This is a genomic window from Halomonas sp. BM-2019 (assembly GCF_017584085.1).
The window spans coordinates 1,515,237-1,525,791 of record NZ_CP071922.1 but is presented as its reverse complement, the minus strand read 5'-3'; the positions used below and the strand labels follow the sequence as shown (position 1 = coordinate 1,525,791).

Genomic DNA, 10,555 nt, shown 5'->3' with positions numbered 1-10,555 from the left:
GGAAAGTCCCCGGCCTCTTCCCACCCATCGCCCGCCGCCGCATCACGGCGGGTGCTTGGCCTTGCGTCGCTTGAGGCATCCCTCGTCGTCGATCACCCGGACCATCGTGGGCGGCGTCCTGGACCAGCGCCAGAACACCACATTGACGTCCCGCGCGGTGGCCCCCCTTGCCTGGGAAGGGGTACGGATACCGACAATCCCTTCGTCCATCAGCTTCTGGGCGATCTCCCAGCCTATCACGGGCATCCCGAGCCGAGACTTGCTCAGCCAGGCCTCGTGTCGCCACGCCTCAGGGTCGGGATGCACCCTGTTCCGGATGTCCGGATCACACAGATCCAGGATGGGGCCGCAGTCGACCTCGTAGGTGCACAGTGTCAGCGGCTGGGTCTTCATCGCCAACCCTTGCTGGGCTTCCAGCCAAGCGGTTTCAAACCGCTCGCTGGTGTAGAGCGCTGGAAGCCCGACCCAATTCCAGCGCCCGCCCTTTCTTGCCGCCCCCGCGCCGGATTCAGGATCGTCATCCCAGAGGGGGTTGTGGCCTCGATAGACCATTCCCCGGTACGTCTCGCCGAGTTCCCGCAGGCTCACGCATAGCCTCCCTCTGCGATGTGGGCGAGGTAGGCTCGCACATCATCGGCCCGCCCCTGGGCGACCAGCTCCTCGGCGGTCAGGTCACCCAGCGCGGCGATCGGGTAGGCGCGATACCAGGACCAGGCGGCGCTGAGAGATCCCGCCCATGTCTCGATGCGCTTGAGGATCTCCACCGTCTGCCGCAGCCGCTGCTGGGTCGTCACCGAGCGCAGCCGGTCCTTGCGGATCAGGGCGGCATGACTCAGGCCAAGTGCCTGGGCAAGCTCACGCTTGGTGATGCGCAGCTCAGCCACCAGCGCATCGGCGGCAAGCAAGCCTTCCTGATCGACGATACCCTGTAGCTCGGCACTCATGGCTGCCACCTAGGTTGGCGTATTTATATGCCAATATAGGCGACACGAAGTCTGGACGCCATTCCACCTCGGGAACCTCGTCCCAGGCGTTTCGTGTAGCTCACGCAGTCCATCACGGTCTGGTTATAGCGGCTGATCGCACGCTTCCAGCTCTGTGACTCGGCAGTCGAATAATCCGTACAATCCTGGCACTGGGGGTTACCGCCCGTTCAGATCTATCGTGAGAGACTATTCAGGAGCATCGTGACCAATTCAAACGAGTACTAAAATTTAGCAACCCCTGATGAACGGCGATGAGCGACGCATACCCACTTTACTTTATTAAAATATTAAACCCTGATTTCCTGGATATACTTCCGGATTAATGATGTCAGCGTAGTGGTAGAGCAGATCGGAAAGAAAAAGTTGTATCTGGTCTGATGAACTCATTGATTCCGAGTAGAGATTCATAGCACGTTCGAAATTTTGAGCAAGGTTATCTTTAATATAAGGTGACTCTAACTCATCCAGGCATTCTGACATTCGTGCTTTGAGCAGCACTGGATCTCCGGCCGGTCGCCCTTGATTGTCTTTCGGATGATACATTGGCGACCGTGGCTCTGTATCGAATTTACAAAGCAGGTCGTCGATTATCGCCAGTCCGTCAACGTAGTTGTGAAAGTCATTGGGGCTCTTCAGCTTTGAGAAATAATGCAAGGGAAGAGAGATAAATTTCATAGTTAGGGACTCCACCTTAGTAGCTCTTTCACAGCTTGAGTTTTGCTGTTAAAAAATCCACGCGGCTCTCGTAGCTTATCGAAGCAGTTAGCGTAACAATCATTGAAAATCAGCTCGAACTCGCTATCATTAAGATCTGATATCAAGAATTCACTTGAGCCTGCTAGTCCAGAACCAGCCACAGTTACTCCACTCCTCCCAGATGCACTCACGTCGAACTTCACTTGATAGACTACTGGGTAGAAAAAATCAATTCTTATGAGATCTGCAACCATTCGTAGATCTCGGGCGTTCAGGGGCGAGACTGTATTGTCTTTTTCCTTTTCCATAATACCTTTCCTAACCGCCAGCCGATGTTGAAGAACAAACTTGTCGTGTTTATCTCGGTCCTGCCATGGCTGATAGAGATCCATGTAGATTAGCAACGGATTTGACGATTTCGGATTTTTCTTTCCATAGGGATAGAACCCCTCGGCGACGTACACACGATGCTCACCATCATATACATGACGATTTATTGAAAGTATGAGAAATGTAGTCGTCGAGTAGTATGTCTTTTTCATGAACAGCCTCCATTAAGATTGTTAGATCCATTACAGCACCGTCAGTTAAAAACACATTCAACTGTGACTAGACCGCGTGCTTGCTTATCACTTCACACGCGCTCTCAACAACTTATTGAACATACGCTTAGCCATGGTAGCTTCTGGTGCGGAAGCATGTAACCAATCAGTTAGGCAGGAATGAACGCTGACAGCCATCCACCAGAATTGACAACAACTCCGCCCCTGCTTCAGAATTTCTTGATCCATAGACTGATCTCAATCTATAAAAATACTAAATTGACGCCTCATGTTACGCGGATAACTTTCCGCGCCCTAGCCCTCTAAATTGCCAAATTGGCGCTCATCCTCCCTTCTTCTAGATCAGGTCCCTCACTCCCCCACCGTATGCTTGGCCAGCGCCCATTTCCACTAGGATGTCGCTTATTTTCTATGGCCATACGATCTATGGAGTGAGTAAAGAAAATTAGTGGCGAGGGGACTTTATGACAACAATTCCGAGGCTATGCAGTCATTGCAAGTCCATTCCAAATTACTTTCATGCCTTGGAGAGACGCCCAATATCGACATTCGTCATCCAGCCAAGCATCGGTTCATTCTTACTTCCTGATTTGGTCACGACCAAGTCCTGGCAGCCCGTCTGATGCTCCATTTGTTTTTTAGCATCAGCCACTGTTACCTTCTCGGACACGAACACGATGTTGGTCACCCAGCTTTTCAATTCCGCATCATTCACAAGATCCTGCAATGTAAATCCTTCTAATTCCACAGCACTTTTTCCCGCAAGAGTTTTCTCTCCATAAAACCTATACAATGAACTTTGATGTAGAATATACAAGACAACATCCTTGTCATTAACGATTGGGATGCGCGTAATCTTCCCCCCAAGTTTAGCAACAAGGTCCTTCAGTAGGATATTCTCAGCCGACTTCCCGGCCGGGATCCGGAACAACGTAATCTCGGAAATCCGCAACATCTCCTGCGCAACAGTCAATTGCTGAAGTCTCTGATCAGTCGTCAGAGTGACCATTCGCTCAACGCTATAACTCGCACTTTCAAAATTCTTTCTCGAGAAATAATAAGCAAGTACCGTGCCAACCCACGTGCCCAGAAGCGGCAGGAGGGAATTAAAAACTAACTGGCTTGTCTGGAAAAAATTTTCCTCGGTGGTTCGATAAGCACCCCAAAGGGACAAGAACGCGACTATAAAGATTGCTATGCCTGAAATACCGAGAACCCATTTTGCGATCTCTGCCAATTCAGGCGGATGCTCGGGATCGTTTTTATCTAACGGCTCGCTCATTTTCCCCTCTCATGCTTTTCCTTAACAATTAGGCCCAGCCTTCACGATAGCAGCAGTTAGGTTGCAATACCCGGTTGGCACTCATTTCCGAAGTACTCCGTCTCGATCAAGATGACTGATAATCTCAGCAAAACTCTCCTGAAATAGTTACTTTTTTTATAGTGGACGCCCTAAGGATTCTGGATTCTGGACATTCAGGTATCAGGAAAGACCATATCTAAACAGCTAATTTTCGAGACACCGCACTAGAATCATGTGGAGTAACGACTTTCACCGAAGAGCCATTTGATAATTCAATGACATACCCGGCACATCCTGACAGTTAGGATGTTATCGAGGAATTCACCGCTCGGCATTTTCCCAAAGATGAGTATCATACCAATCAATGATACTTGCTACTAGAGCTGGATCGTTCCAATAAACCACACCTGACTGGAGACCCTGCTCCCCCATAATTTTTGGAAAACCAATAAACAAATGACGCTGATCCACTATTAACAAATCAAGCCCCCAAACTACACCCATAAACTTGAAATTACAGGTATTCGGATTGCACCCTTCTTCCTCAAGGCGACTGCGACGTGCCTCTGCGTGCTTGCGGGCTTCAGAAATATTCTCCGAATCATACCCGACTATCACTTGGTAACCAACGCCATTTCGAAGCGAACGGCTAAGCACATCTAGGTATCCTTCAGGTGTTTCAATTGTGGTGAAATGCGTTGCACGAATTCTCTCCTTTGCATCGCCTACTAGAAGTGAAAGTGTAGGCACGATAGCGTCTTTTGGGACTGTGAATCCATGTGCCATACACCGAACATCGTGGGTGAGTTGGTGGTTCAACTTGGCGATCTTTAGTTGACCAAGCCCTATACCAATACAAAGAAGACTAAGTAAAAAGGCAAGATTTTGCGTAGTAGCTTTAATTATATGAAAGCCCGCCAGATGCGCCAAATGTAAAAAGATGCCGACCGCTCCTATGACAAGCAGCACAGCATGTGTTCCTTCGAGGGCTTCAACTTTCCTTTCGAACCAATTGATCCACCTCATCTCCCTTCTCCTCGAAGCTGCAGGCTTCTGTCGATCTAACTAGGCGACTCACAGCATTAGAATGCATGACTTAATAATGATTAATTTGCTTACGCACTCAACAACATCATCCTCTCGATAACCCCGCAACCCCCTGAGAAACTTTAATATTATGATTACCACGGAAAATAACACTAATCACCTCGATTGCTGCATGATATGAATTACAGCGCAAACTATCTTTTTCTCCCTGACCGCAATGGGTCGAAATCGACCGAATGCAAGTCCCACACAACACCCACACACCCACACACCCACACACCCACACACCCACACACCCACACACCCACACACCCACACACCCACACACCCACACACCCACACACCCACACACCCACGGTCGTTAATTATCTCTTACGAGCTCCAGACGACATTCTTCGATCTGCGGAGACACTATCGTTAGGCAGTACCGCTTAGTACCGCCATCCTAACTATACCTATGGGGCCGCCAAGGTCTTCAAGTGGCATCGACAACACCCAGAATGACCCTTTCAGTAACACTCAGCTTAGTAAAGGTGGCTTCGGCTTGCCCACTCGAATCTTGAGTTTTCTCGTGCCTGTGGGCTTGACGTGCTACTTCGCGTCGGCAGGCGGGGTTCAGTCAGGGGTGCCAGGGGGACGACGGTGGAAAGCCCCCAGGCCAGGCGGTTGCGGGCTCCGGTGGCGGGCCGGGGTGACGAGGGTCGGGCTGGGGAGGGGCTTACCGGGTGCCGGCGGCCTGGGCGGCGTCGGGGAACAGTCGCGGCACCAGGTGCAGGAAGGCCAGCATGCCGACCAGCTCCACCAGGGACTGGATCACCACCACGGCCACCGCCATCTCCAGGCCGGCCGGCAGGGCCAGCGCCAGGGGCAGCACCACGAAGGAGTTGCGCGAGCCGAAGCCGAAGGCCAGCACCCGCCCCTGGCGGGCGGGTAGCCGGAAGGCCCGCGCCAGCCATCGGGCGAGCAGCAGCGCCGCCCCCAGGAAGGCCACGAAGAGCGGCACCAGCCACAGCAGCAGCCCCAGGAACTCGCGCACCTGGCCCACCTGCCCCGCCGCCACCACGAAGAGCACCAGCGCCAGCAGCGGCACCGGCAGCCAGCCCAGGGCGGCGACGCCGCGCTCCCGGCGCGGGCGCCCCGCCGCCCAGCGCTCGGTGAGCCAGGCCGCCGCCAGGGGCAGCAGGATCAGCCCGCCGAAGGCCAGCAGCAGCTCGCGCTGGAGCAGCCCGGCGAGCTCGGCCTGGCCCAGGAACAGCCAGAGGTAGAGCGGCAGCAGCGCCAGCTGCAGCAGCAGGCTGAGGGGGGTGAAGGCGATGGCGGTGGGGGTGTCGCCGCCGCCCAGGTGGGTGAAGGAGAGGAACCAGTCGGTGCAGGGCACCAGCAGCACCAGCAGCACGCCGAGGCGCAGCGCCGGCTCCGCCGGCAGCCCCTGCACCAGCAGCCAGACCAGCAGCGGGATCGCCACGAAGTGCCCCAGCACCGCCGCCGAGAGGAAGCGAGCGTTCACCAGCGCGCGACGCAGGGCGAGCAGCGGCACCTGGGTGAAGGTGGCGTAGAGCAGCGCCCCGAGCAGCGGCCAGAGCCCGACCGCCAGGGACTCGGCCAGCGCCGGTGAGCGAGTGCCCACCAGCAGGCCGGCCAGCACCGCAACGAGATAGGCGACGACCTGGTAGCGTTCGAGGCGCTCGCGCACGGCCGGGCTCCGCGGGGGATCAGGCGCGGGTGACGTAGCGCAGGATCTCGACCACCTGATCGGGGGTGGTGCACCAGGCCATGGCGGCGGCGTCCACCTCCTTGAGCGGATGCACGATCTCCTCGCCGTGCAGGGTCACGTAGGGCTTGTCCAGGGCGGCGCAGTAGCCGGCATCGAAGGCGGCGTTCCACTGCTTGTACTGGTCGCCGAAGCGCACCACCACCAGGTCGCTCTGCTCGATCAGGGTGCGGGTGCGGATGGCGTTGACCTTGGAGGACTGGTGGTCGCGCCAGAACTGGCTGGGCGTCTCGCCCAGGTGGTCGCCGGCGGCGTCGCTGGCGTCATGGTCGGTCACCGGCGAGGTGAAGACGACGTCGAGGCCGGCCGCCTCGGCGCCGCGCCGGATCTGGTCGCGCCAGTCGGTGTGGATCTCGCCGGAGAGATAGACGTGAAAGCTCATTCGAGGCTCCTCGGGGAAAAGGGGATGGGAGAGTGGAACCTCTCATGATAGCCCAGGCTGGATTTCGTGAAAAATCTTTCCATGGAAACCGGCGGCAGGCGACCGGGAGGGCCGCTCGCGGCAGCGCCGGCCTATCCGGCCGAAATGCCAGCCCCCACCCGCAGCGGCTGCCCCTCCCCCGCCAGCAGGATGGCGTTCTGGCCGAAGAAGGCCCCCTGGAAGGCCAGCCGAGGCTTGAGCGCCATCAGCGTCTTCAGGGGTTCGCCGGGGTGGCGGATCTCGCCGCTGATCTGGTCCACGGTGGTGATCTTGCAGCGCTGGCAGGGCTTGCGCAGGCCGAGCCGCCAGCCGTCGCCGGCGATCTCCCGCCAGCCATCCTCGGCGAAGGGCTCGCCCCCCTCGATCACGATGTTGGGCCGGAAGCGGTTCATGGGCAGCGCCTCGCCGCCGCCGGCCTCGAGGGCGCGGTTCAGCGCCGCCAGCGACGCCGTGGTGGCCACCAGGAAGGGATAGCCGTCGGCGAAGCCGGTATGGGCCTGCTCCCCCGGCAGGAGGCAGTGGGGCTCGACGCGGCGGCGCTCGCGCTCGTCGAAGCGCACCAGGCGCAGGCCGCTGCCGCGCAGGTCGCCCAGCACCGCCCCCAGCCACTGCCGGGCCTCGTCCCCCTCGTCCAGGGCGGCGCAGCGGTCGTCCCAGACATACACCGGGAGGCGCTCGCGCGCCGGCCTGGCCAGCGGCACGCGCAGCGGCGTCATGCCGGGGTGGGTCAGCACCAGGGCATCTTCTTCCAGGCCGGTGCCGATCCGGGCCATGCCCGGCAGCTGGCGCTGGGTGACGAAGCGGCCGACGTCGTCGACCACCATCCAGCGGCGATCCCCGGCCAGCCCCTGGGCGGTGAGCCGCGCCTCGCGCAGGGGAATGCCCTGCAGCGACTTGACCGGATAGATGGTGAGCTGGGTGATCTTCACGGGAGGCTCCTGGGCCAGCCGGGAACGGTTAGAGCCGGCGGGTCTCGATCACATAGCCGATGATGGGATAGCCGGCCTTGCGGGCGGCCTTCTCGGCCTCGAGCTGGGCCTCGATCTTGGAGATGCTGGAGGAGACATGTTCGAAGATGGTATCCATCTCCAGCTGCTTGGTGCGGACCGCCAGCTTCACCAGATGGCCGGTCTTCGGTGCCCCGCCGGGTTTGCTGCGCGGCGCCTTGGCCTTTTCGCCGGCCTCCCTGGGCCACTCGGGGGGAGACGTCGCCGCCTTGCGACGGGTCTTCTGTTCATTATCCATGAAGGCGTTGATCTCGCGGCGCATCTGCCGCTCGAATTCACTCAATTCTGTTTCCATCTCATCTCCATGAGGTCAAGCGTGCGACAAGTGTACCAGAAGCCGCGCCAATGCCATCCCCTGCGGCGCTATCCGGCTGGCCGCGGGGCTGTCACTACTTGCCGTTATAATGGGAACCCGTTCGACCCGTTGCGGATGATCGGGGGAAGTGGCCGTCGCGGCCAGGCCCGGCCGTGGCCAGGGGCGCAGCAGAAGCGGCCTTGGCGCCTGGCCTGTTACTCCTGCTGCGGGGAATCGCGTTGCTGGGCACGATTATAACCCAGTGCGGCCCAGGTACTCGTTTTATTTGCGTCACTTCACCGGATACTGGGCAAACACCTCTTCGCCGGTCAGCGTTCTCGTCTCTTGGGCAAAGGAGTAGAAGGCCGGCTTTTCATCGATAAAGATCTGGTCGGCGAAGACCCATTGTTCGCCGTCGTCGAGGAGTCCGACTGGAATCGCGTAGTGCCGTTCCTGTTTGAGTCGGTAGAAGAGATGCGTGCCGCACCGCTTGCAGAACCCCCGCTCGGCCCACTCAGAGGAGGGGTAGGTGGCGATGGACTCGGCGCCCTCGAACGCCACGTCACCCTCACACTCCACCGCGAAAAGCGGCCCGCCACCCCACTTTCGACACAGGGTGCAGTGACAGGCGCCAATCTGGTTGCCTTGCGTGCTGGCCGTGACGCGGACGGCACCGCAGAGACAGCTGCCGCTATGCTCGGTTTTCGTCGCCATGTTCGCCTCCCAGTGGCGCATCGCCCGGTGCGGGCGATGCGCTCATCATCGGATGAAGGGAGCCGCGCGTCGCGTCGGGTCAGGCCGCCCGCTGTTACCCGGCCCCGTACCGACACGCACTCTCCCCTATCGTCCAGAAGGCTAGCACGGATCGCTCACGACACCTCGAGCGCGATCTTGAGCACGCCGTCGCGCTGGTGGGAGAAGAGATCGTAGGCGTCGACGATCTGCTCCAGCGGGTAGCGGTGGGTGACCATGGGGCCGAGGTCTATCCGGCCGCTGTCGATGATCTGCATCAGCCGGCGCATGCGCTCCTTGCCGCCGGGGCAGAGCGAAGTGATGATGCGGTGGTCGCCGAGCCCCGCGCAGAAGGCGTCCAGCGGGATGGTCAGGCTCTCGGCGTAGACCCCGAGGCTCGACAGGGTACCGCCGGGCTTGATCACCCGCAGCGACTGCTCGAAGGTCTGCTGCAGCCCCAGCGCCTCGATGGAGGCGTCCACGCCGCGCTGTCGCCGATCTTGATGTTGGCCGCCTCGGCGCCGGCGGGTGGCCGCCCCCGAGTTCGGGCCGGTCTCCCTGGTGCTGGTGCGCATGGGGGTGAGCGCCCTGCTGTGGGGCTACCTGCTGCTGGGCGAGGTGCTGAGCCTGCAGATCCTGGTGGGCATGGCCATCACCCTGGCCGGCACCGCCATCGCCACCGGCCTCTTGCGCCTGCGCCGCCCCGGGCGTGGCCTAGACTGCCCTTGAGAGGACGATGCCGGAGGGGCGCATGGCCGTTGCCGAGTTTCGATTCCATGGCGAGTTGAACGACTTCCTGCCGCCGGCGCGCCGCCACCGTCCCTTCCCCCAGGCGGTGACCCGCCGCGCCTCCGTCAAGGATGTGATCGAGGCCCTCGGCGTACCCCATACCGAGGTGGACGTCATCGTCGTGGATGGCGTCTCGGTGGGCTTCGAACAGCTGCTGGACGGCGAGGCGGGCGAGGCGCCGCGGGTGGCGGTCTATCCCTGGTCGCACACGCCCCCGCTCGACCGGGTGCGCCACCTGCGCCCCAGGCCGCCCCGGCCGCCGCGCTGGGTGCTGGACGTCCACCTGGGGCGGCTCGCCGGCTACCTGCGGCTGCTCGGCTTCGACTGCCGCTACCGCAACGATATGGAGGACGCGGAGCTGGCCGCCTGCGCCGTCGCCGAGGGCCGGGTGCTGCTGACCCGGGACCGCCGGCTGCTCAAGCGTCGGTGCCTCAGCCTGGCCCACTTCGTGCGTGCCGATGCGCCCCGCCGCCAGCTTGAGGAGGTGTGCCGGGTCTTCGACCTCTTCGACGCCTTCGCCCCCTTCACCCGCTGCAGCCACTGCAACGGCCTGCTCGCCCCGGTGCCCAAGGCCCGGGTGCTCCACCGCCTCGAGCCCCTCACCCGGCGCTACGTGGAGCGCTTCCTGGAGTGCACCGGCTGCGGGCGGCTCTACTGGCACGGCAGCCACGTGGCCCGGATGCGCGAGCTGGTGAAGCAGCTGCAACAAGGCCGCCCCCAGGAGGCGGCAGGAGGCCGCCATGCCCCGTGACACCCTTCCCGACGACACCCTGACCCTGGCGCTGGCCGGCGATGTGATGCTGGGCCGCGGCATCGACCAGGTGCTGCCCCATCCCGGCGGCCCGCAGCTCCACGAGCCCTTCGTGCGCGACGCCCGGGACTATGTGCGCCTGGCCGAGCGGGTCAGCGGCCCCATCCCCCGCCCCGTCGCGCCCGCCTACCCCT

Annotated in this window: 15 protein-coding genes; 3 read left to right on the top strand and 12 right to left on the bottom strand. The window is 60.3% G+C overall.

The genetic code is table 11. The features are described from left to right. Positions 1-42: 42 nt before the first annotated feature. The 12 genes from J5F18_RS07705 to J5F18_RS07650 all read right to left on the bottom strand — a co-directional run bounded on the left by J5F18_RS07705 (position 43) and on the right by J5F18_RS07650 (position 9,396). Entirely contained in the window at positions 43-588 is a 546-nt protein-coding gene (locus J5F18_RS07705) for an RES domain-containing protein (RefSeq protein ID WP_346301688.1), read from the bottom strand. After that, positions 585-944 (bottom strand): XRE family transcriptional regulator, encoded by a 360-nt coding sequence (locus tag J5F18_RS07700; protein ID WP_346301687.1) that lies wholly within the window; start codon positions 942-944, stop codon positions 585-587. The genes J5F18_RS07705 and J5F18_RS07700 overlap by 4 nt, the downstream gene beginning before the upstream one ends. A 321-nt stretch (positions 945-1,265) precedes the next feature. Further along, a complete protein-coding gene (locus J5F18_RS07695; protein ID WP_346301686.1) occupies positions 1,266-1,661 on the bottom strand; it encodes a hypothetical protein in 396 nt (131 codons plus the stop codon). Between the two features lie 2 nt (positions 1,662-1,663). Further along, entirely contained in the window at positions 1,664-2,224 is a 561-nt protein-coding gene (locus tag J5F18_RS07690) for a hypothetical protein (RefSeq protein ID WP_346301685.1), read from the bottom strand. 538 nt (positions 2,225-2,762) lie between these two features. Continuing rightward, entirely contained in the window at positions 2,763-3,527 is a 765-nt protein-coding gene (locus J5F18_RS07685; RefSeq protein ID WP_346301684.1) for a hypothetical protein, read from the bottom strand. 342 nt (positions 3,528-3,869) lie between these two features. Beyond that, positions 3,870-4,574: a hypothetical protein gene (locus J5F18_RS07680; RefSeq protein WP_346301683.1), complete on the bottom strand. Its 705-nt coding sequence runs from the start codon at positions 4,572-4,574 to the stop codon at positions 3,870-3,872. A gap of 739 nt (positions 4,575-5,313) precedes the next feature. Further along, positions 5,314-6,288, bottom strand: coding sequence for an arsenic resistance protein (locus J5F18_RS07675; RefSeq protein WP_346301682.1), 975 nt, complete (start codon positions 6,286-6,288; stop codon positions 5,314-5,316). A 19-nt stretch (positions 6,289-6,307) separates the two neighbouring features. Next, complete coding sequence (locus tag J5F18_RS07670) at positions 6,308-6,748, bottom strand: YtoQ family protein (RefSeq protein WP_346301681.1); 441 nt, start codon at positions 6,746-6,748, stop codon at positions 6,308-6,310. Positions 6,749-6,879: 131 nt separating this feature from the next. Continuing rightward, positions 6,880-7,716: an MOSC N-terminal beta barrel domain-containing protein gene (locus tag J5F18_RS07665; RefSeq protein ID WP_346301680.1), complete on the bottom strand. Its 837-nt coding sequence runs from the start codon at positions 7,714-7,716 to the stop codon at positions 6,880-6,882. Positions 7,717-7,744: 28 nt separating this feature from the next. Beyond that, positions 7,745-8,089 carry a hypothetical protein gene (locus J5F18_RS07660; protein WP_346301679.1) on the bottom strand — a complete coding sequence of 115 codons (345 nt, stop codon included), beginning with the start codon at positions 8,087-8,089 and terminating at the stop codon, positions 7,745-7,747. A 291-nt stretch (positions 8,090-8,380) separates the two neighbouring features. Further along, the gene (locus tag J5F18_RS07655; RefSeq protein WP_346301678.1) at positions 8,381-8,803 is read right to left on the bottom strand and encodes a GFA family protein; all 423 of its coding nucleotides are present in this window, start codon (positions 8,801-8,803) and stop codon (positions 8,381-8,383) included. A 155-nt stretch (positions 8,804-8,958) separates the two neighbouring features. Then, the gene (locus J5F18_RS07650) at positions 8,959-9,396 is read right to left on the bottom strand and encodes a zinc-binding dehydrogenase (RefSeq protein ID WP_346301677.1); all 438 of its coding nucleotides are present in this window, start codon (positions 9,394-9,396) and stop codon (positions 8,959-8,961) included. On the opposite strand from J5F18_RS07650, the gene J5F18_RS07645 reads away from it, so the two are divergent. The 3 genes from J5F18_RS07645 to J5F18_RS07635 all read left to right on the top strand — a co-directional run. Continuing rightward, positions 9,350-9,550 (top strand): hypothetical protein, encoded by a 201-nt coding sequence (locus tag J5F18_RS07645; protein WP_346302282.1) that lies wholly within the window; start codon positions 9,350-9,352, stop codon positions 9,548-9,550. The genes J5F18_RS07650 and J5F18_RS07645 overlap by 47 nt on opposite strands. A 22-nt stretch (positions 9,551-9,572) precedes the next feature. Then, a complete protein-coding gene (locus tag J5F18_RS07640; RefSeq protein ID WP_346301676.1) occupies positions 9,573-10,361 on the top strand; it encodes a Mut7-C RNAse domain-containing protein in 789 nt (262 codons plus the stop codon). Continuing rightward, positions 10,351-10,555: hypothetical protein (locus J5F18_RS07635; RefSeq protein ID WP_346301675.1), on the top strand; the 205-nt coding region annotated here is incomplete at its 3' end. The genes J5F18_RS07640 and J5F18_RS07635, both read left to right, overlap by 11 nt.

Bases quoted from the DNA above. Each gene is read 5' to 3' on its own strand.
- J5F18_RS07695 (WP_346301686.1), bottom strand. From the start codon at position 1,661: ATGAAATTTATCTCTCTTCCCTTGCATTATTTCTCAAAGCTGAAGAGC.
- J5F18_RS07680 (WP_346301683.1), bottom strand. From the start codon at position 4,574: ATGAGGTGGATCAATTGGTTCGAAAGGAAAGTTGAAGCCCTCGAAGGA.
- J5F18_RS07685 (WP_346301684.1), bottom strand. From the start codon at position 3,527: ATGAGCGAGCCGTTAGATAAAAACGATCCCGAGCATCCGCCTGAATTG.
- J5F18_RS07660 (WP_346301679.1), bottom strand. From the start codon at position 8,089: ATGGAAACAGAATTGAGTGAATTCGAGCGGCAGATGCGCCGCGAGATC.
- J5F18_RS07640 (WP_346301676.1), top strand. From the start codon at position 9,573: ATGGCCGTTGCCGAGTTTCGATTCCATGGCGAGTTGAACGACTTCCTG.
- J5F18_RS07670 (WP_346301681.1), bottom strand. From the start codon at position 6,748: ATGAGCTTTCACGTCTATCTCTCCGGCGAGATCCACACCGACTGGCGC.
- J5F18_RS07700 (WP_346301687.1), bottom strand. From the start codon at position 944: ATGAGTGCCGAGCTACAGGGTATCGTCGATCAGGAAGGCTTGCTTGCC.
- J5F18_RS07690 (WP_346301685.1), bottom strand. From the start codon at position 2,224: ATGAAAAAGACATACTACTCGACGACTACATTTCTCATACTTTCAATA.
- J5F18_RS07655 (WP_346301678.1), bottom strand. From the start codon at position 8,803: ATGGCGACGAAAACCGAGCATAGCGGCAGCTGTCTCTGCGGTGCCGTC.
- J5F18_RS07650 (WP_346301677.1), bottom strand. From the start codon at position 9,396: ATGCGCACCAGCACCAGGGAGACCGGCCCGAACTCGGGGGCGGCCACC.